20 protein-coding genes, 1 tRNA gene and 1 other RNA gene are annotated in these 18,359 nt (G+C 69.0%); 14 read left to right on the top strand and 8 right to left on the bottom strand.

What is annotated here, in order from left to right; translation table 11 throughout:
• From AB0C29_RS07030 to ssrA, 4 genes are all read left to right on the top strand, one after another.
• On the top strand, positions 1 to 277 hold a 277-nt coding region (locus AB0C29_RS07030), incomplete at its 5' end, for a M23 family metallopeptidase (RefSeq protein WP_360816320.1).
• Positions 278 to 355: 78 nt separating this feature from the next.
• Positions 356 to 832, top strand: a complete 477-nt coding sequence (gene smpB / locus AB0C29_RS07025; RefSeq protein WP_212986325.1) for an SsrA-binding protein SmpB — start codon at positions 356 to 358, stop codon at positions 830 to 832.
• A 45-nt stretch (positions 833 to 877) separates the two neighbouring features.
• Complete coding sequence (locus AB0C29_RS07020; RefSeq protein ID WP_360816317.1) at positions 878 to 1,534, top strand: cellulose binding domain-containing protein; 657 nt, start codon at positions 878 to 880, stop codon at positions 1,532 to 1,534.
• A 53-nt stretch (positions 1,535 to 1,587) separates the two neighbouring features.
• Positions 1,588 to 1,963: a transfer-messenger RNA gene (gene ssrA, locus AB0C29_RS07015) on the top strand.
• A gap of 310 nt (positions 1,964 to 2,273) precedes the next feature.
• Here the strand turns inward: ssrA and AB0C29_RS07010 are convergent.
• The gene (locus AB0C29_RS07010; protein WP_360816314.1) at positions 2,274 to 2,759 is read right to left on the bottom strand and encodes a MarR family transcriptional regulator; all 486 of its coding nucleotides are present in this window, start codon (positions 2,757 to 2,759) and stop codon (positions 2,274 to 2,276) included.
• Positions 2,760 to 2,836: 77 nt separating this feature from the next.
• Here AB0C29_RS07010 and AB0C29_RS07005 point away from each other — a divergent pair, with 77 nt between their 5' ends.
• Positions 2,837 to 4,021: an FAD-dependent monooxygenase gene (locus AB0C29_RS07005; protein WP_360816311.1), complete on the top strand. Its 1,185-nt coding sequence runs from the start codon at positions 2,837 to 2,839 to the stop codon at positions 4,019 to 4,021.
• Here AB0C29_RS07005 and AB0C29_RS07000 read toward each other — a convergent pair.
• Both AB0C29_RS07000 and AB0C29_RS06995 read right to left on the bottom strand, forming a co-directional pair.
• On the bottom strand, positions 4,018 to 4,389 hold the full coding sequence (locus AB0C29_RS07000; RefSeq protein WP_360816308.1) for a GntR family transcriptional regulator: 372 nt from the start codon (positions 4,387 to 4,389) through the stop codon (positions 4,018 to 4,020). The genes AB0C29_RS07005 and AB0C29_RS07000 overlap by 4 nt on opposite strands.
• On the bottom strand, positions 4,389 to 5,165 hold the full coding sequence (locus AB0C29_RS06995; RefSeq protein ID WP_360816305.1) for a hypothetical protein: 777 nt from the start codon (positions 5,163 to 5,165) through the stop codon (positions 4,389 to 4,391). Before AB0C29_RS06995 ends, AB0C29_RS07000 begins: the two co-directional genes overlap by 1 nt.
• A 194-nt stretch (positions 5,166 to 5,359) precedes the next feature.
• On the opposite strand from AB0C29_RS06995, the gene AB0C29_RS06990 reads away from it, so the two are divergent.
• Positions 5,360 to 6,184: an MBL fold metallo-hydrolase gene (locus tag AB0C29_RS06990; RefSeq protein WP_360816302.1), complete on the top strand. Its 825-nt coding sequence runs from the start codon at positions 5,360 to 5,362 to the stop codon at positions 6,182 to 6,184.
• Between the two features lie 11 nt (positions 6,185 to 6,195).
• On the opposite strand, the gene AB0C29_RS06985 is transcribed toward AB0C29_RS06990, so the two are convergent.
• The 3 genes from AB0C29_RS06985 to AB0C29_RS06975 are packed head-to-tail and all read right to left on the bottom strand — an operon-like array spanning position 6,196 to position 8,577.
• Positions 6,196 to 7,038 carry a hypothetical protein gene (locus AB0C29_RS06985; RefSeq protein WP_360816299.1) on the bottom strand — a complete coding sequence of 281 codons (843 nt, stop codon included), beginning with the start codon at positions 7,036 to 7,038 and terminating at the stop codon, positions 6,196 to 6,198.
• Positions 7,016 to 8,089 (bottom strand): type IV toxin-antitoxin system AbiEi family antitoxin, encoded by a 1,074-nt coding sequence (locus AB0C29_RS06980; protein ID WP_360816296.1) that lies wholly within the window; start codon positions 8,087 to 8,089, stop codon positions 7,016 to 7,018. The genes AB0C29_RS06985 and AB0C29_RS06980 overlap by 23 nt, the downstream gene beginning before the upstream one ends.
• A gap of 56 nt (positions 8,090 to 8,145) precedes the next feature.
• Positions 8,146 to 8,577, bottom strand: a complete 432-nt coding sequence (locus AB0C29_RS06975) for a universal stress protein (protein WP_360816293.1) — start codon at positions 8,575 to 8,577, stop codon at positions 8,146 to 8,148.
• A 221-nt stretch (positions 8,578 to 8,798) separates the two neighbouring features.
• Here AB0C29_RS06975 and AB0C29_RS06970 point away from each other — a divergent pair, with 221 nt between their 5' ends.
• Genes AB0C29_RS06970 through AB0C29_RS06955 form a run of 4 tightly spaced genes read left to right on the top strand, consistent with a single transcriptional unit; the run spans position 8,799 to position 14,063 of the window.
• Complete coding sequence (locus AB0C29_RS06970) at positions 8,799 to 10,706, top strand: MFS transporter (RefSeq protein ID WP_360816290.1); 1,908 nt, start codon at positions 8,799 to 8,801, stop codon at positions 10,704 to 10,706.
• Between the two features lie 57 nt (positions 10,707 to 10,763).
• On the top strand, positions 10,764 to 11,513 hold the full coding sequence (locus AB0C29_RS06965) for an endonuclease/exonuclease/phosphatase family protein (protein WP_360816287.1): 750 nt from the start codon (positions 10,764 to 10,766) through the stop codon (positions 11,511 to 11,513).
• A 34-nt stretch (positions 11,514 to 11,547) separates the two neighbouring features.
• The gene (locus AB0C29_RS06960; RefSeq protein WP_360816284.1) at positions 11,548 to 12,174 is read left to right on the top strand and encodes a hypothetical protein; all 627 of its coding nucleotides are present in this window, start codon (positions 11,548 to 11,550) and stop codon (positions 12,172 to 12,174) included.
• Between the two features lie 38 nt (positions 12,175 to 12,212).
• Entirely contained in the window at positions 12,213 to 14,063 is a 1,851-nt protein-coding gene (locus AB0C29_RS06955; protein WP_360816281.1) for a diguanylate cyclase domain-containing protein, read from the top strand.
• On the opposite strand, the gene AB0C29_RS06950 is transcribed toward AB0C29_RS06955, so the two are convergent.
• Positions 14,038 to 14,844 (bottom strand): S-methyl-5'-thioadenosine phosphorylase, encoded by an 807-nt coding sequence (locus AB0C29_RS06950; RefSeq protein WP_360555350.1) that lies wholly within the window; start codon positions 14,842 to 14,844, stop codon positions 14,038 to 14,040. The genes AB0C29_RS06955 and AB0C29_RS06950 overlap by 26 nt on opposite strands.
• A 125-nt stretch (positions 14,845 to 14,969) precedes the next feature.
• Here AB0C29_RS06950 and AB0C29_RS06945 point away from each other — a divergent pair, with 125 nt between their 5' ends.
• The 4 genes from AB0C29_RS06945 (at position 14,970) to AB0C29_RS06930 (ending at position 16,932) form a co-directional block, all read left to right on the top strand.
• Positions 14,970 to 15,527, top strand: a complete 558-nt coding sequence (locus tag AB0C29_RS06945) for a YqgE/AlgH family protein (RefSeq protein WP_212992554.1) — start codon at positions 14,970 to 14,972, stop codon at positions 15,525 to 15,527.
• Between the two features lie 84 nt (positions 15,528 to 15,611).
• A tRNA-Ala gene (locus AB0C29_RS06940) sits at positions 15,612 to 15,684 on the top strand.
• Positions 15,685 to 15,777: 93 nt separating this feature from the next.
• Positions 15,778 to 16,320 (top strand): hypothetical protein, encoded by a 543-nt coding sequence (locus AB0C29_RS06935; protein ID WP_360816278.1) that lies wholly within the window; start codon positions 15,778 to 15,780, stop codon positions 16,318 to 16,320.
• A gap of 3 nt (positions 16,321 to 16,323) precedes the next feature.
• Entirely contained in the window at positions 16,324 to 16,932 is a 609-nt protein-coding gene (locus AB0C29_RS06930) for a hypothetical protein (protein WP_360816275.1), read from the top strand.
• Between the two features lie 19 nt (positions 16,933 to 16,951).
• Here the strand turns inward: AB0C29_RS06930 and AB0C29_RS06925 are convergent.
• Positions 16,952 to 18,359: tetratricopeptide repeat protein (locus AB0C29_RS06925; protein WP_360816272.1), on the bottom strand; the 1,408-nt coding region annotated here is incomplete at its 5' end.

Here is an 18,359-nt window from a genome sequence, read left to right as displayed (position 1 = left end):
GGCGGCCGGCGGCCGGGTCGTGCAGGCCGGCTGGAGCGGGGGGTACGGCAACTACACCTGCATCAACCACGGCAAGCGCGACGGCCGCAGCTTCTCCACCTGCTACGGACACCAGTCCAAGATCCTGGTCAACCCCGGCGAGTACGTGCGGCGCGGCGAGGTGATCGGCCGGGTCGGCACCACCGGCGCCTCCACCGGCTTCCACCTGCACTTCGAGACGCGCTTCGGCGGCGTACCGAAGAACCCGCTCGACTATTTACCCGGATGCCTCTGCTGAGGCTCCGCGCGTACCATTGAGGGGTCCGGCCGATCGGCCGGGCCTTTCTTTTTGCCGCCATCAGCAAGGAGCAGACCGATGCCACGCGAACAGGGGCGCAAGGTCGTGGCCTCGAACCGCAAGGCTCGGCACGACTACGCCATCCTCGACACCTACGAGGCCGGCATGGTGCTGACCGGCACCGAGGTCAAGTCGCTGCGCGCCGGCCGGTCGTCGCTGGTCGACGCGTTCGGCCACGAGAACAACGGCGAGATCTTCCTGCACGGCATGCACATCCCGGAGTACACCCAGGGCACCTGGACCAACCACGAGCCCCGCCGGGTCCGCAAGCTGCTGCTCAAGCGCGACGAGATCCACAAGATGATGGGCAAGCTCCGCGAGGACGGCCTCACCCTGGTGCCGCTGTCGGTCTACTTCCAGAACGGGTACGCCAAGGTCGAGCTCGGCCTGGCCAAGGGCAAGAAGGCGTACGACAAGCGCCAGGACCTGGCCGCCCGGGACGCGCAGAAGGAGATCAACAAGGCGCTGGGCCGACGTAGCAAAGGCATGGCCTGACCGGTAATGTCGCCGCGGCTCACCCGTCGCGCGAAGGGACCGCAGTTGCCCGGCAAGCACAACACCGTCATCCCCCTGCGCCGGTACACGTTCATCGCCGGGGCAGCCACGCTCCTGGTGGTCCTGGTCTCCTGGGTGGCGATCCGGGCCGTGGGCCCGGCCGAGGCGGACGGCCGCGTTCCGCTGATGGTCCAGCCGACGGTGCCCCTCGGCGGCGCTGAGGTCTCCGTCCCGCCCACGTCCGTCCCGCCGCCCTCCGCCGTGCCGACCTCGGCGTCGCCCTCCTCGGCCTCGCCGAAACCGGTCCGGTCCTCCCCGCGTGCTTCCCGGTCGCCGAGCAAGAAGCCGGCGCCGCGGCGGACGACGCCACCACCGGCACCCCCCGCAGCCTCGTTCACGGCGGCATACGGGACGGGCCGGAGCTGGGACCGGGGCTTCATCGCCGGCGTCCAGATCACCAACAAGAGCGGCCCGGCCCGCACCTGGACGGTCAAGGTGAGCTACAACCCTGACGCCGGTGTCCGGGTCGGCAACACCTGGAACGCCCAGCTGAGCCGCGACGGGAACACCTTCGTCTTCACCGGCGGCCCGCTCGCCCCGGGCGCCACGGCGATGCTCGGCTTCGAAGCGTCGAAGCAGGTCAGGGGCCAGATCCAGCCGACCTCCTGCACCGTCGACGGCGCGCCGTGCCGGCTGGGCTGATACCGGAATGAAGTCCGGGGCCGGACGCGTTAGAGTTGGCGGGTACACAACTGGGGGGTGACTGGTTTCGACTTCGTACGTGGAGACAGGGGAAGCGAGCCGAGGAAGCCGACGTCGTCTCGAGAATCGATCGTCGGAAACCAATAAGCGCCGATTCCAATCGCGCTGAGTTCGCTCTCGCCGCCTGAGGCGAGTAGCGACTCTGTCGGGCTGAGAACACCTTCGTCTCAGACTTCCGGCATCAGCTAGAAGGTTGGCCAACCGGTCCCGGTCGCGGGGACCGCACGGCGAGATTAATCAGCGACTGGGCCCGTCACGGCATCTTGCTCACGTGAACGCCGGGGCCGAGTAGAGGCATAGTGAGCTGCGCTCGGAGAAGCCCTGACGAAACACCGAAGGACCCGGGTTCGATTCCCGGCACCTCCACGAGGTCCCGAGGCCCTCCTGTCCGCGGAAAGCGCGGACCGGGGGGCCTCGTCATTTCTGCTCCGGGGGCCGAGCCCCCGGAAGCCCCGCGGTGCGGTGGTCGCGCTCCTGCGGTTTGGTTGCGCTCGTGCGGTGGTCGGCTCGCCCGGTGGTCGTGCTCGTGCGGTGGTTGCGCTCGTGCGGTTTGGTCGCGCTCGCCCGGTGGTTGCACTCGTGCGGTGGTCGCGCTCGTGCGGTTTGGTCGCGCTCGTGCGGTGGTTGTGCTCGTGCTGTGGTCCGCTCGGTCGGTCGGCTCGGGGCAGTTTCGTTTCGGCTACTCGTTGTCCAGGGTCTGGAGGCGGGTGGTCAGGTCGGTGGCGAAGCGTTCGAGCAGACGTCCGAAAGTTCGGCGGTCCTCCGGCGACCAGTCGGCCAGAACGTCGCCCAGCAGACCCAGCACCGTCCCCATGTAGCGCCCCACTGCCGCCGTTCCGTCCGGAGTCAGTTCGACCAGCCGGGCCCGCTGGTCCAGGGCGTCCGGGATCCGCCGGGCCAGCCCGCGCCGTTCCAGTTCGTGGACCTGGCGGGTGACGTGCGGGCCGACGACCTGCATGCGCTTGGCGATCTCGCCGACCCGGAGCGGGCCGCCTCCCATGTGCAGCGTGACCAGTACCGAGATTGCCGGGCGGTCCAGGTCGGCGCCGGCGCTCTCGGTGGCGCGTTCGATGAGCCGGCTCCGGTTCATCACCGTGCCGAGCTGGCTCAGGCGTGGCAGCACTGCCAGCAGGTCGAACTCTGCTTCGTCGGTGGTGTCGGTCATCACGCTCGTTTCGATACCTAAGTTAGGTATATAGTTTCCGGGATAGATACCTGAGGTAGCTACCTGGGAGGTAAGTCATGAGCAGGGTACTCATCTCCGGCGCGAGTATCGCCGGTCCCACACTGGCGTACTGGCTGCGACGACGCGGTTTTGAGGTCACGGTCGTGGAGAAGGCGGACGCGATCCGCGGGGGCGGCTATCCGATCGACATCCGCGGAACCGGGCTGGAGGTCGTACGGCGGATGGGGGTCCTGCCGAAGCTGCGGGAGGCCCACATCCACACGGAGCGGCTGACCTTTCTCAACCCGGACGGCAGCGTGATCACCTCGGTCAAGCCGGACGTCGTGGTCCGCGGGGTCGAGGGCCGGGACATCGAGGTTCCCCGGGGCGACCTCACCGAGATCCTGTACGCCACGGTCCGCGACGATGTGGAGTTCCGGTTCGACGACAGCATCGCGTCCCTCGACCAGCGTCCGGGCGGGGTCGAGGTGACCTTCCGCAGCGGGGCGCAGCGCACTTTTGATCTCGTCGTCGGCGCGGACGGCCTGCACTCGAACACCCGGCGCCTGGCCTTCGGGCCCGAGGCGCAGTTCCACCGGTACCTGGGCCACTGCTTCGCCGGCTTCACCATGCCGAACGAGCTCGGCCTCTCGCACGAGGGTCTGACCTGGAGCCGCCCCGGCCGGGGTGCGGCGGTCTACGCGGTCGGCGACCGCCGGGACGTGCACGGCTTCCTCACCTTCGACCGGGAGGAGCCGCCGTACGAGGCCTTCCGCGACCCTGAGGCGCAGCGTGAGCTCGTTGCATCGGTCTTCGCCGATGACGGGTGGGAGATCCCGCGCATGGTCGCGGCCATGCGCTCGGCCGACGATCTCTTCTTCGACGTGATCAGTCAGATCCGGATGCCCCGGTGGTCCACCGGACGGGTCGCCCTGGTCGGCGACGCCGCCTACGCCCCGTCGTTCCTGACCGGGCAGGGAACCAGCCTGGGCCTGGTGGGCGCCTACATGCTCGCCGACGCCCTGGCCACCGGTGCGGACCATGAAGCCGCCTTCGCGGCCTTCGAGGACGCCACCCGGCCGTTCGTCGAGTTGAACCAGAACCTCGTCGGCGAGGGGGACTCCACCCTCTTCCCGCGTACCGAGGAAGCCATGGTGAAGCGTAACGAGATGCTGCGTGGTCTCGACTCCCTGCCGCCCGCCGAGGGGCGGCCCGAGCACTCGGCGCTCACCCTCCCGGTCTTCGAGGGCAAAGTGGCTTAAGGCCGGCCGGTGGCCGGCACGGCCAGGGCTGCCTCGACGATCCGGACCGCTTCGGTGCGATCGATGCCGACGCTGGCGATGAGCGCCGCGTACTCGCGGGCGGCGCGGTGGGCCTGTTCGCGGGCCTGCTCGCCGGAGGCCGAGACGAACGAGCCGGCCCGCCCGCGGGTCTCGATCAGGCCGGCCTCCTCCAGCGCCCGGTACGCCCGGCCGACGGTGTTCACGGCGAGGCCCAGGTCGGCCGCGAGCCGACGGATCGTCGGCAATCGCGCGCCGACAGCGAGCGAACGGTCCTGGATCTGCCGGGCGAGCTGGGCGCGGAGCTGCTCGTACGGCGGCATCGGCGAGGCCGTGTCGATGACGATCATCAGGTGGTCAGAGCTCGCCGGGCCGCCGTTCCGACACCCGTGGTCCGCGCCTGGATCAGGTAGAGGGCGATGGCGCCCGCCACGATCAGGGCCAGGGAGACCGCGTTCCACCAGCCGAGCGAATCCCCGTACAGGAAAATGGCCGGCAGCGACCACACCAGGCTGGGTGTCACCAGGGCGCGGGCGTCCTCGACCCGCATGATGACATCGGCCGTGAGCGACGCCGCGTCCTCCGCCACGGCCGGGCTCGCCAGCACCTGGCGCAGCTGCAGGACGGTCCCGGTCGCGGCGCCGGCCAGGCCGATCAGTACGACAATCGCGCCGTTCCGCAGGGTGGGGTCCGCGACCGGCAGCACGCTCAGCGCGAGCAGCAAGGCGCCGGTGAAGGTGGCAACCGTGAAGACGGCGTACGGGCGGCCCAGCACCGCCGCCCAGCCGAGCTGGACCGGATGGGCCACCCGCTTAGGCAGCTGCGCGCCGGCCTGCCGGTCGGCGCGCCGCACCCAGGCGGCGAGCAGCCACTGCGCCACCAGCAGCGCGACCACCAAGGCCGCCAGCGCGAGCAGCGGCAGCCAGGAGGAGGAGGCGTCGGCGGGCAGCGCCAGCACGTGCGTGAGGGCTGCGCCCATCAGGTACGCGGCCAGCAGAGCACTGTCGGCCACCTTGGCCCGCCGCCGCACCGCCAGCCGCCTTGCGATCAGCGGGGTCGGCTCGGCCTCGGTCAAGCCGTGCCGGGCCAGCCACCGCCCAGCCTCCGCGCGGTCTGCCTCACGCATGTCGCCACCTCCGAATGTCGCAAGCTTTGTCCCAAGACAATGAGTCATAGCATGCGACAATGTCAAGCGTCAGTGGCCGTCCTTGATCGCCGCCATGACGACGCGGCCGATGGTCTGACGCGGGCCGGTTACCCATGACACCATCCAGGCTGAGGTCGCCTGATCGGCTTCGCTCACAAGTGGAGGGAGCCACCGTGCTGAGGCAGGTCGCGGAGGGTGTGCACGTCCATGAAAGTGCGTTCTGCCGGAGTAATGCCGTTGTCGTGCAGGGCCGGGACGGCGTGCTGCTCATCGACGCCGGGGTGCAGGACCATGAGATGGTCTGCCTGGCGAATGACCTGTCCGAGTCGGGGTGGGCTGTGGTGGCGGGCTTCTCGACGCATCCGCATTGGGACCACCTGCTCTGGCATACCGCGCTCGGCCCGGCGCCTCGTTACGGGACGGCCGGCTGTGCGGCCATGGTCCGGGCCCGGCTGTCGGACGCGGGTGCGAAGGCCCGTGTCGCTGCGCTGATACCGCAGGACATCGTCGAGCAGGTGCCGCTGGAGCTGCTCGGCCGGATCGCCGGCCTGCCCGCCGGGGCGGAGCAGATTCCGTGGGACGGTCCGCAGATCCGGATCATCGAGCACCAAGCCCATGCGGCGGGGCACGCGGCGCTGCTGATCGAGGAGCGGGGTGTGCTCGTTGCCGGCGACATGCTGTCTGACGTGCTGGTTCCGATGCTTGATCTGATGGGCGGCGCTGACCCGATCGAGGACTACCTGGACGCGGTACGCCTGCTGGAAGGTGCGGCGGGCGGCGTCGATGTTCTCGTGCCTGGGCATGGGTCGGTGGGCGGGGCTGATCAGGTGCGTGCGCGGATCGAACGGGATCGGGCCTATGTGCTCGCCTTGCGGGAGGGGCGCGATGTCGATGATCCGCGGGTCGGTCCGTCGGCTGAGCCGGGGTGGGAGTGGGTGCGCTCTGTGCATGACGGGCAGGTCCAGCGCCTCGCCCAGAGAGACGTTCAGCCGAACTGAACGACGGCCGGTCAGGCGACTGAGGTGATGCCCAGACCGCGTTCCATCGCCTGCACACGAAGCTTCCGGTCCTCGACGGCCCGGGGCCACAGGAATGTGTTCGTCATGTTCATTTCGGCGTACAAAGAATCGGCTCGTGGGCCGGGCCAGCGCGCGGCAAGCTCGGCCAGACGGGCACTCCCGATGGCCTCGGCGATGTCCTGCCCGAGAACTCGGGCGGCAGCAACCGGATAGACCGACTTTTCCTCGACCAGGATGTCGACACCGTGGTCCGTGTCCCAGAGGCGCGCGGCGATCTCGGGCAGTTCCGAATACCAGTGCAGGACAGTGGCGATGTCGGAAGCATCTTTGTACGCGCCCCAGGCGCTGCGGTCGAGCCACGCGACCAGCTTGAGGGCGGCGTAGCCCGCGATGCTCGGAATGCGGATGGTGCCGGCATGAGGCAGCGGGAGGGGCCGGGAGGTCTGAAAGACCTCGCTGAATCCCCACACGTTGATCGGCTCCCGGCGCGCCGGCCTGATCGTGCCCGACGGATCTTCCAGGTCGCCGAAGGGAATGAGGTCGGTCGGCACATCGGCGACCTGATATCGGATGCCCGTGTTGCCGGCCGGCTCGAGCTCCTTCGTCAATTCGTCGAACGCCGCCCAGTCCGCCAGGGCCAAGCCGAAGTCGACGTCCTCCGTCGTGCGCAACCCGGAGTCCTGACCCGAGGCGCTTCGCAGAATGTCACGGCAGTGCGCGCCGACGATCATGACATCCTCGGGTTGCAGGCTCGATGACTGCCTCAGCAGCCTGGTCACCACCGTGTCCGGTAACAGCAGCAGGTCCGGGTCACACTTCGCCGGGTCGAGCATGCTGAGACCTCCAATTCCTGGCCACTTCGCTGAGCCGGGCGTCCCTGGTCGACAGGAGATCCGCGTAGACCAGCGGCCACGGCGCGTTCTGTCCCTCAGGGACGGGCTTTTCCTCGTCGGCGTGTGGGGACGCCCAGAATTTACGTCGAACGAAGATGTTCGCCGGGCGGTCCGGGCTCGCGTCCCACCGGTTCAGTGCCGGCAGCCTCGGACCCAGGTCGTCGAGGTACACCGTCAGGGTGGCGGGGCGCAGAACCCCACTGCCTCTTGCGGACTCACTGCTGAGATAGCAGGGCTGGTCGGCTCTGAGCCCGCTGACCGGTCGAGCCGGGTCGCCGTGAAACTTGGCGATCTCCAGCCGCCGGCCCAACCCGGTCGGATATGCGGCCGTCCAGAGCTCGAGGAGCTCCTCGACCCGGTCCAGCCTCTTGGAAACGGGCACGATGAACCCGGTCTCCTGGAGTTGACGGACGGTTTCGTGCACCTGGCCGACGGAGACTCCGGCGGCTTCGGCGATGCCCCGGATCTTCGCGGTGGCAAGCTCCGGCCAGGTGAGCAACGCGAAGATGACCTGAGCGCGGCGCGAGCTGAAGATGTTCGCCGGCTGCCGCGCGACCGGATCGTGTGGGGCCTCGGAGCGTTGGCTGACCGAGTCGGTTCGACCCTGCACCTCGATCAGCACGCTTGCGAACCTGATGGACGCGTTTCCCAGCCGGTCCACGAACTGGATCCCCGCATCGCGGAAGGCGGCGGCGCTGCGCTGGCTTATCCGGTCCCCGATGACCAGCAGCGGGAAGGGTGATTCGCGGCTGGGCCCCACAGCGCCTCGGCCACGCATCAAGGCGCTGAGGGTCATACTTTCCTTCAGCTCGACCCTGTATTGCTGGCCCTGTCCGTCGCGAGAGAGAGTGACCACGGCGTCGATGTCCGCATCGGCTTGAGGCTCGCCGGACTCGACATCGAGGGTTATGCCGAATTCGAGCAGCCGCTCGCGGGCAACGCCCAGAAGGCGGCTCCGGGGGTTGCTCGTCTGATGACTGTTCGGTTTCATGCTGTGTTCAGTTTAACTGAACAAGCTCTAAAACTGAACGAAAAATCGCCTGAGCCCTAGCGGACCACAGTCACCGGGCATTTTGCGTATGCGGCTACGTGTTGGCTCACTGAGCCCAGCACCAGCCCCGCGAACCCGCCGTGGCCGCGCTTTCCCACCACCAGCATGTCGGCGTTCTCCGACTCCTCGATCAGGACCTTGGCCGCCCGGCCCTGTTTCACCTGGGCCTTGATCAGGATCGCCGGGTTGTCGCCGAGTTCCTCCTTGATGACCTGGAGCAGATCGTCGGCCGTGCGCTGGCTCGGGTCGGGGACGTACCTCTCCGACACGCTCACGTTGCCCGCCGGGGGCAGCAGGGTGTGTTCCCACACGTTCACCACGACCAGGTCCGCGCCGTGGTCCGCGGCTTCGGCGGCGGACCAGGTCAGGGCCTTGCGGCTGCCGGGTGATCCGTCGACGCCGACCACGATGGTCTTCCATGTGCTCACCGTCGTCTCCTCTCCAGTGTCGACCGACCGGCGGAGGTGGGGTCACGCCGGAACGCCCGTGACCTTCGGACCGACGCTATTACAAGCCCTGGGGGGCGTCGAGGTGGATGCGTGCCTCGGCGCTCATGCTGCACCACGTATCGACATCGGTTGCGGGTCTCACCGGATCGGTTTAGCGTCGAGAAACAGGTGACTTTGATCACAGTGGCCGGAGGGTCGCCATGACCACCACGACATCGGACACCGTCTCGACAGATGTGGGCCAGGCCGAGCGCCGGCCAATCATGACGGGTCGCGCCCTGCTGATGATGAACCTCGGGTTCTTCGGGGTCCAGTTCAGTTTCGGCCTCACCCAGTCGGCGGTGAACCCGCTCTTCCTGCTGATCGGGGCCGACCCCGACCAGTTGCCGATCCTCAACCTGGCCGGGCCGGTCACCGGGCTGATCATCCAGCCGTTGATCGGCGCGATCAGTGACCGGACCTGGCATCCGCGCTGGGGCCGCCGGCGCCCGTTCATCACCGCCGGCGCGCTGCTGTGCGCGGTCATCCTGTTCCTGTTCCCGTTCGTCGGCATCCTCTGGCTCGCCGTCATCTGCTTCTGGCTGCTCGACGCCGGCAACAACACGTCGATGGAGCCGTACCGGGCGTTCATCTCCGACCGGTTGCCGAAATCCCAGCTGGCGCGCGGCTTCCTGACCCAGAGCATGTTCACCGGGGCCGGCGCGGTGCTGGCCAACCTGTCGCTGTTCATCCTGCAGAAGGTCTCCGCGCTGCAGGAGGAGGCCGGCAACGGCGTGCCCTACTGGATGTACGTCTGCTTCATGATCGGCACCGTCTGCATCCTGCTGACCGTGCTGACCGCGATGGCGCGTACCCGGGAACTGACGCCGTCGGACGAGGAGCTCCGCGAGATCCGGGCCACGCCCAAGGGTCTGCACCACGCCGTCGCGGAGATCGCGGACGCCGTCAAGGTGATGCCGGTCGCCATGCACAAGATCGGCGTGGTGTTCCTCTTCCAGTGGTACGCCATGTTCATCTACTGGCAGTTCCTGGCGGTCAGCCTGGGCGAGACGGTGTTCGGGGCCACGCCGGAGGAGGGCGGGGCGGGCTGGGACGCCGCGATCGGGTGGAGCGGGCTGGAGAACGCCGCGTACAACTTCGTCACCATGGTCTCCGCGTTGTTCCTGGTCGGCTTCGCCCGCCGGATCGGGGCCAAGCGGGTGCACGCGGTCGCGCTGGGCCTGGCCGCGCTGTCGCTGGTCTGGCTGTCCCGCATCGACAACCAGTACGTCGCCCTGCTGCCGATGATCGGGGTGGGCATCTTCTGGGCCAGCGCGGTCGGCGTGCCGTACCTGATGGTCGCCAGCATGGTCCCGGCCAAGCGCACCGGCGTCTACATGGGCATCCTGAACATGATGATCGTGGTGCCGATGCTGATCCAGACGATCACCTTCGGCTGGATCTTCGAGCACCTGCTCGGCGGCAAGGGCAGCAACGCGATCATGCTGGCCGGCGTCCTGCTGGGCATCGGCGCCGTGGCGATGCTGTGGGTCAACCCGCCCGACGAGGCCGACGAGTCGCCGATCGTGCCGCTCGGCAGCAAGCGCAGCATCACCGTGTACGACCGGGTCGTGGTCGGTTCGGACGGCACCCCGACCAGCCTGTACGCCGTCGACCGGGCTGCCGAGGTGGCCCAGGCGGCGCAGGCCAGGCTGGTCGTCGTCACGGCGTACCGGGAAGGCGCCGAACCGGCGGAAGGCGCCGCAGCGGGCCTGCACCGCGACATCCATGGCGCCGAGGCGGCACGCGAGGCGCTCGCCAAGTCCGTCACCGGGCTGACCAAGGAACGGGCGCGGTACATCGAGCAGCGGCTCGTGGCGGGCGACCCGGCCCAGGCGCTGCTCGACACGGTCGGTGCGAATCCGGCGAACCTGATCGTCGTGGGGAACCGGGGGCTGGGCGCGAGCCAGGGGCAGCTGCTGGGGTCCGTGCCGGCCGGAGTCGTGCGTAACGCCGTGTGTGACGTGCTGGTCGTGCAGACGTCGGCGCTGGACGAGGACCGCATGTTCGCCGGCGAGCGGACCGGAGCTGCCGACGCTGACCCGGAGGAGAAATCGCCCGCCGGGTGACGGTCGTCGCACATTCCGGCAACGCAAGTGGGCCCCATAGCGGCGATCGTCGTAGCTATGCGTCGTCTCCTGGTCTGGCTCTGCGCGTTGGCGGTGGTCGCGACGCCGACCGCCGCCCACGCCTCGGCGAAGGTGCTGATCCGGGCCATGGCGTTCAACCTGTGCGGAGTGATGTGCAGCAAGGGCTCCATGGCGCCGGCTTCCTACACGCTCAAGCAGATCAAGCGCCGGTCCATCGACGTCGCCGCTCTGCAGGAGGTGTGCTACTCGCAGTACCGCTACATCACGGATCGACTTCCGCGCGGCTACTCGGCGGCCTTCACTGCCACCAAGTCCCTCCACCACTGCGACAAACCTGATAAAAGGTACGGCATCGCGATCATCGTCCGCGGGTCCATGATCGGCTCGAAGCACGTCCGGGTCCTGCCCTCGGGTCGTCGCTCGGTCGGCATGTACGCCCGGGTGAAAGGCCGGAAGCTCTTCGCCGCGAGCGTGCACAACGCCACGAGCGTCGCGCTCGGCAACGAGCAGGATCTCGCGTCGCTCTATGAATGGCTGCTGACCAGGAACGGGCCGGTGCTGTCGGCCGGTGACTACAACGCCTTCCCCTACCAGCCGGGCGTCGCCCGCTTGAAGACCTTCTTCACGGACGCCGACGAGGCCGACAACGAGATCACCTTCAACCCGTACGGCGGCCGGAAGATCGACTACATCTTCACCTCCCCGCACTTCGCGGGGGCGACGGGCGACACGCTCTACACCTCGGCCAGCGACCACCGGCTCTACCTCGGAGCGGCCTGGTTGTAGGGCCGCGCCGATTCGCGTCTCATAGTCTGGGCACATGACCTGGCTCGACGTGATCGGCTGGACCGGCTCGGCCCTGCTCGTGTGGTCCCTGCTGCAGACGCGGCTGCTGCGCCTGCGCGCGTTGAACCTGATCGGGTGCCTCGTGCTCATCGGCTTCAACGCGGCGCTGGCGGTGTGGCCCATGGTGGGCCTGAACGTGGTCCTCGCGGTGATCAACGTCTGGTACCTGGCCCGGATGCTCGCCTCGCGGCACGACGAGAAGGCGTACCAGGTGGTCGAGGTGCGTACCGACGACGAGTTCCTCGCGCACACGCTGCGGCTGCACAGCCGGGACATCGCCCGCTTCAACCCGGGCTTCCGCTGGGACGCCGCGGCCCGGGACACTGCCGCCTTCCTCGTGGTCAACGGCGACGAGGTGGTCGGGGTGGTGCTGTTCGCGGCCAGCGAGGACGGCGTTGCGCGCGTACAGCTGGACTACGTCACGCAGAGGTACCGGGATTTCACGCCCGGGGAGTTCGTCTACCGGCAGAGCCAGTTCTTCCTCAAGCGCGGCTGCCGGACGGTGGTCACCCCGCCCGGCATGGTCTCGCCGTACTACGACAAGCTCGGCTTCCGCCGTGAGGGCGACTCGTACGTGCTGGATCTGAGCCCGGTCGGCTGATCCCTCAGGTGCGGCCCCGGCGCGTCGATCGTTCCGGCGTGCAGGGGCCCTCGCTAGTGCGTGATCCGGTGCTGCGGGTGCTCGTACCCCTGGCTCTGGGTCTGGTGGGGTTTTTTGCCCTCGGGGTGGGCGGCGACCGCCTTCAGGTGCTGGTCGGCTGGCTGAGCCTGCTCGCCACCGACGTGGGGCTGTTCGTGCTGGCCCGGCGAATCGCCCGGATGGCGCAGACGCCGCCGGTGCCCCGGCGGTTCTGGAACGCCGCCGCCTTCGCCTCGGCCGCCTTCAGCGTCGGCGACACCTTCAAGGTGGTGCAGACGCTGCTCGACCCCACGGCCACCACCCTCACCGTCGGTGTCGTGCAGACCGTGGCTCTGCTGGTCGGCGCCGCGGCGATCGTCGGCGTGACCGTGACCTATCCCACCGGGGTGGGCTCCCGGCGCGCCCGGATCCGCTTCCTGCTGGACGCGGCGGCCACGATGACCGCGTTCGCCGTCGTGGCCTGGTGCCTGGTGACCCGGTCGGCGCTCCTCGCGGCCGGGACCGACACGCTGGTCACCGCAGTGTTCGGCACCGGTCTGATCATGGCCGGGGTCTTCGCCGCCGTGAAGCTCGGGCTCAGCGGGGTGAGCCCGATGTCACGGGCCGCCGCCGTGGTGATGCTCACCGGGGCCGGCATCCAGGGAGTCGCCACCACCGTCCTGCCCGGCACCGGCTCGTCCGGGTCGCTGTCGTGGCAGCTGATCCTGCTCGTGACGCCGGCGATCCTGTTCATGGTCGGGCCGCGGATCCAGGCCCGGCAGGTGCAGCGCGACCCCGGGATGTTCCAGCGGCCCGGATCGCGCCGCTTCAGCGTCCTGCCGTACTCGGCCACCCTGGTGACCTTCGTCGCGCTGGTCGCGGTGCTGCTCGACAGCGGCCTGGGCTACCAGGCCTGGGGAGCGCTGGCCGGGCTGGTGCTCAACGTCGCGCTGGTTGTCGTACGGCAGGTGCTGGCCCTCGCGGAGAACGCCGTCCTGCTGGACAAGCTCGACGAGAGCCTGCTGGAGATCACCCTGCGCGAGCGCCGGCTGGACTCGCTGGTCCGGCACTCGTCCGACATCACCTCGATCACCGACCGGGCCGGGCGCCTGGCCTACGCGAGCCCGGCCCTGCACCGGACACTGGGCTACGACGTGGCGGACATCCTCGGCCGGCCCATGATCGCCTTTCTGCACCCGGACGACCTGCAGGAGATCCGCCCGCGGCTAGGTCACCTGCTGGCCACCGCCGGCGCCACGCTGACGTACCAGACCCGCTTCGCGCACGCCGACGGCTCCTGGCGCTGGCTCGAGGTGATCGCCACCAACCTGGTCGGCGAACCCGGCATCGACGGCGTGGTGGCCAACGCCCGCGACGTCACCGAGACCCGCGAGCTGCACGAACAGCTGCGCCACCAGGCCGACCACGACCCGCTGACCGGGCTGGCCAACCGGCGGCTGTTCGCCGAGCGGATGCGCGATGCTCCCGACTGCCGGGCGGCGGTGCTGCTCATCGACCTGGACGGCTTCAAGGCCGTCAACGACACGTACGGGCACCACACCGGCGACGAGGTGCTCCACTTCGTCGCCGCGCGGCTGCGGGAGTCGGCCGGCGAGGACGATCTCGTGGCGCGGCTCGGGGGCGACGAGTTCGCCGTACTCGTGGCAGCCGGTGACGAACTCGCGGCCCGCCGCTTCGCGGACCGCTTCCTCGACCTGATCGCGCAGCCCGCGCTGATCGACGGCAAGACGATCGCGGTACGCGCCAGCGTCGGCCTGGTCGCCGGCGACGCCGCCGACGACCTCATCCACGCGGCCGACCTCAAGATGTACGAGGCCAAGCGGCTCAGGGCAGCGCGAAGGGAAGCTTGATCCCGTCCAGGGCGCTCCCACAGGCGCAGGTGCGCTCGGTGGGCAGCGCCTGCACCGCGTCGAGCAGCACCTCGCGCAGCCGCGCCGTGTTCTCGGCGAAGACGGAGAAGACCTCCTCCTGGGTGACCCCGTGGTCGCCTTCCACCCCGGCGTCCAGATCCGTCACCAGAGCGATCGCCGTGTAGCAGAGGGCCAGCTCGCGGGCCAACACAGCCTCCGGATGCCCGGTCATGTTGACCACCGTGCCGCCGATCGCGGTGAACCAGCGCGACTCCGCCCGGGTCGAGAACCGCGGCCCCTCGACCACGACCATCGTGCCGCCGTCGACCGGATCGATCCGCGCGCCGGCCCGCAACACGGCCTGCCGCCCGTCCGGGCAGTACGGATCGGCGAAGGACACGTGCACCGCGCCGGAGTCGTAGAACGTCTGCTCGCGGCCGCTGGTCCGGTCGATGAGCTGGTCAGGGACCACAAAGGTGCCGGGACCGAGCTCCGGCCGCAGCCCGCCGACGGCACAGGGCGCGATGATCTGGCGTACGCCCAGCGACCGCAATGCCCACAGATTGGCCCGGTAGGGGATCTTGTGCGGCGGGAACCGGTGATCCCGGCCGTGCCGCGGCAGGAACGCCACCCGGCGCCCGCCGACCTCGGCCACGGTGACCGGATCCGACGGCGGACCGTAGGGCGTGGACACCTGATGCTCGGTCGCGCCGTCGAGGAGGGCGTAGAGGCCCGATCCGCCGATGACGCCGATCTCCGCCTCCGCGGGTGGCTCGTTCATGCGCCAGACCTTATCGGTGGCCGGAAACGCAGGCTAATGTCCAAGCATGGCGTTGACCGAAGGCCTCCTGGGGCGAAGGTGGGGCTGCCGTGTTCAGTGAAGAGCAGCGCATCGGAGGTCGCTCGATGGAGTCGATGACCGGTCAGCTTCTGGTCGCGACCCCGACCCTGAAAGATCCGAACTTCGACCGCACCGTGGTGCTGCTGGTGGCCCACGAGACCGGCGGCGCGCTGGGCGTGGTGCTGAACAGGGCGACCGAGGTCCCGGTGGCGGACGTGCTGGGCAACTGGGGCGAGCTGGCCGGCGACCCGGCAGTGCTGTTCGAGGGCGGCCCGGTGCAGCCCGAATCGGCGATCTGCCTGGCCCGCACCCGCCCCCAGGTGAAGAAGCGGGTGTCCGGCTTCCACCAGGTGGCGGGCGCGCTCGGCACGGTGGATCTGTCGGCCGACCCGGACCGCCTGCGCGAGAGCGTGGCCGGCATCAGGGTCTTCGCGGGCTACTCGGGCTGGTCCCCGGGCCAGCTGGAGGAGGAGATCGCGGCCGGCTCCTGGTTCGTCTTCGACGCCCTCCCGGGAGACCCGTTCGTCAGCCGCCCGGACGACCTGTGGGCCATGGTCCTGCGCCGCCAGGGCGACATCCTGGCCGCTGTGGCCCACTTCCCCCCGGACGTCTCACTGAACTGACACGCATGCCGCCCCCTCCGCACGAGGGGGCCCGGAAGGTGTGTACTATTCCGTGAGTGCCCGGGGGATCCCGGGGACAGGCAAGGGGCTGTGGCGCAGCTGGTAGCGCACCACACTGGCAGTGTGGGGGTCAGGGGTTCGAGTCCCCTCAGCTCCACCCTTGCGTAAGGCCCGGACTGATGTCCGGGCCTTTGCTGTTGTGTCAGATGGGTCATTACGGACAGTTGCCGAACGGTGACACCATGCCAACATGGATCCCGAAGTCCTGGTATCTGCGATGGCAATGGTCGTCTCCGTGCTCGCCCTGGGCATCACTTCTACGTTGACCCGCGCTCAAGTGCGGTCAATGCGCAAAGCAAACGACCTGCCCGTAATGATCGAACTGCTGATCAAGGAGTACGTCAGCGACGAGTTTCAAGCTCGGCACCGCCTGGTGACCGAGACTCTGCCCACCGTGGATGCGTCTTTGGGCTTCGAAGGGCTCGCCGAACCGCTGCGAACCGCCGCATATCGAGTTGCATGGTATTACAACGCAACCGGCGGCCTCATCGCACTGAACACGGTGGATGAGCTCATGTTCGTTGGCGGCATCAACTTTCGGGTGCGCCATGCGTGGAGCGCGATGGAGGCTCACATATATGCCGAGCGGGCCAGGCGTGGAGCGCCCTTCCTCGATGGCTTTGAACATCTCGCTGCCCGTTGCTTCGCCAACGACCCGCAAATTCTGCAACAGAAGCGGAAGTTTGAGAAGGTGCCAGCTGCTGCGCCCGAAGCCGGTTTCAAGCTTGACTGACCGATGGACTTCCCCCAAGGAGCGAGCGCTGACGGGAGCCTTGCGTTGGAACAGCCGCAATTGATCAATGTGTTGGCTCTGCTGGTCGCGCTGGCCGCTGTGGCCACTTCGACGTTCCTGGCCCGACTGGCACTTCGTTTGAATCACAACGCCAATCTCATGCGTATCGTTCTGGAGGCACTCGAGAAGCAGCGCAGGGGAAAATTCACTGCGACAGAGATCGCGCTGCTGGAGGAGTTGCCGAAGCATGAGGTCGGGCTGGGCTTCGCCCAGCTCCCTGCGCCGGTACTCGAAGATGCCTTCGAAGTGGCGTGCTACTACCAGCACTTGAGCACGCTGGCCGAATACGGTGTAGCCGACTGGGATTTCATCGCAGTCCAGGTTGAGGATCGAATGTTGAAGGTCTGGACCTGCATAAAACCGTATGTATACGCAGAAAGGAAGAACCGCGGGAACGAGAACGGCTTCCTGAACAACTACGAGCGATTCGCTTCGAAGGTCAGATCTGCCGACATGCTCGCCGCCTCAGATCGTTTGTACGATCGTGGCCGGAGGCGTCAGCCCGCTGTATGGCAGCCGGTTCGGAGATCAGCTCGGGCCATCGGTGAGTAATACTGCCGTTCTCGTCTCTTCAGCCGCTGACGGACTCGGCGAGGAGCCGGTGCGCCTCGCGCAGGCCGGGTTCGTGACCGGTCACCTCATGGATGCGCCGGGCCGCGTCGGCCGCCTCCCGGGCCTCGGCCCGCCGGCCCGCCAGCAGGTGCACCCGCGCCACCTCGTTGAGCGCCCGGCCTTCGAGCAGCCGAAACTGACCCTTGCGGGCCGCGTCGACGGCTCGGGCTGCGAAGTCGGCGGCCCGGTCGAGGTCGGCCGGAGCGCAGGCCCGCGCCAGGGTGATCAGGGTCTGGGTCGTCGGGTAGTGGTTGCCGTACGGCTCCGCCTCGGCGAGCGCGGGCTCGAGGATCTCGGTCGCGTCGGCCGGTCGGTCCGCCGCGAGCAGCAGGTCGGCATGCCGGCCGGCCAGCTGTGTGCGGGCCAGTACGTCGGTTGAGGCGGCCAGCACCGAGCGGGCCTGGTCGAGCAGGTCCCAGGCCTCGGTGCGCCGGCCGCTCGCGTACCGGATCACCGCCAGGTCGGCCCGGGCCAGCGCGGTGACGTGGGCGTTGCCCGCCTTTTCCAGCAGCGCGAGCGCCTCGGTCAGCAACTGTTCGGCCTGCGCCGGGCGGCCCTGGAGGGTGCGTACCTCGGCCAGGTTCAGCAGGGTGATGGCCCGGCTGTAGCCGGCGCGGTGGCCGGGGCTGGCCAGGGTGCGTTCGAAGTGGTCGCTCGCCTCGGCCAGGGAGCCCATCAGCATTTCGATCAGGGCGACCTTGCCGAGGTACTGCGGCGGCTCGACGCCCAGCGCCATCGAGCCGTCGAACGCGGACCGGGCGTGTTCCGCCGCGCTGCGCAGGTCGCCGCCGAGCAGGTGGTACACGCTCAGCGCGTTGTGTGCTTCCGGCTCCAGCTCGCGCCAGCCTGACTGCCGGGCCAGCTCGAGGCAGCGTTCCGCGTGCGGCAGGCCCAGGCTGTCGTACCCGTTGGTGGTGTAGGAGTGGGCCATGACCAGCTCGGCGGCCGGCCGCGCGCGGGGGTCGGTGCTGAGCTCGGCCGCGGCCAGCGCGGCCGGGCCCAGCGAGAGCATGGTGGCCCGCTCGATCGTGGCGTTCAGGAACGGCTGACAGGCGAAGACCAGGCGCCACACCGCATCCGGGTGGCCCAGGGCCGTACCGGTCTCCACCACCGCCACCAGGTTCGGCAGTTCGGCGGTGAGCCACCTCGTGGCCTCCTCCGCCGTCGCGAACGGCGGAAACGGACCGGCCGGGGGCAGCCTGATCCGGGCGGGATTGTGCCGCGCGGCGGCGGTCTCGGCGCCCGTCACGAACCAGGACAGCACCCGGGTCAGCGCCGCGGCCCGCTCCTCGCGCAGGTCCGCGGAGCCGGCCCGGTGCCGGGCGTACTCGCGGACCAGGTCGTGCATGGTGAAACGGCCGGGCCGG

It is taken from the genome of Actinoplanes sp. NPDC048791 (assembly GCF_040650095.1).
Taxonomy (GTDB): domain Bacteria; phylum Actinomycetota; class Actinomycetes; order Mycobacteriales; family Micromonosporaceae; genus Actinoplanes.
Note: the sequence above shows the minus strand (reverse complement) of the source record. Positions and strands in the feature narration are given on the sequence as shown.

Coding starts and splice junctions, on each gene's coding strand:
- smpB (WP_212986325.1), top strand. CDS start 356: ATGCCACGCGAACAGGGGCGCAAGGTCGTGGCCTCGAACCGCAAGGCT.
- AB0C29_RS06935 (WP_360816278.1), top strand. CDS start 15,778: ATGGATCCCGAAGTCCTGGTATCTGCGATGGCAATGGTCGTCTCCGTG.
- AB0C29_RS06985 (WP_360816299.1), bottom strand. CDS start 7,038: ATGCTCGACCCGGCGAAGTGTGACCCGGACCTGCTGCTGTTACCGGAC.
- AB0C29_RS06950 (WP_360555350.1), bottom strand. CDS start 14,844: ATGAACGAGCCACCCGCGGAGGCGGAGATCGGCGTCATCGGCGGATCG.
- AB0C29_RS07005 (WP_360816311.1), top strand. CDS start 2,837: ATGAGCAGGGTACTCATCTCCGGCGCGAGTATCGCCGGTCCCACACTG.
- AB0C29_RS06980 (WP_360816296.1), bottom strand. CDS start 8,089: ATGAAACCGAACAGTCATCAGACGAGCAACCCCCGGAGCCGCCTTCTG.
- AB0C29_RS06970 (WP_360816290.1), top strand. CDS start 8,799: ATGACCACCACGACATCGGACACCGTCTCGACAGATGTGGGCCAGGCC.
- AB0C29_RS07000 (WP_360816308.1), bottom strand. CDS start 4,389: ATGATCGTCATCGACACGGCCTCGCCGATGCCGCCGTACGAGCAGCTC.
- AB0C29_RS07010 (WP_360816314.1), bottom strand. CDS start 2,759: ATGACCGACACCACCGACGAAGCAGAGTTCGACCTGCTGGCAGTGCTG.
- AB0C29_RS06930 (WP_360816275.1), top strand. CDS start 16,324: ATGGACTTCCCCCAAGGAGCGAGCGCTGACGGGAGCCTTGCGTTGGAA.
- AB0C29_RS06945 (WP_212992554.1), top strand. CDS start 14,970: ATGGAGTCGATGACCGGTCAGCTTCTGGTCGCGACCCCGACCCTGAAA.
- AB0C29_RS06995 (WP_360816305.1), bottom strand. CDS start 5,165: ATGCGTGAGGCAGACCGCGCGGAGGCTGGGCGGTGGCTGGCCCGGCAC.
- AB0C29_RS06965 (WP_360816287.1), top strand. CDS start 10,764: ATGCGTCGTCTCCTGGTCTGGCTCTGCGCGTTGGCGGTGGTCGCGACG.
- AB0C29_RS06960 (WP_360816284.1), top strand. CDS start 11,548: ATGACCTGGCTCGACGTGATCGGCTGGACCGGCTCGGCCCTGCTCGTG.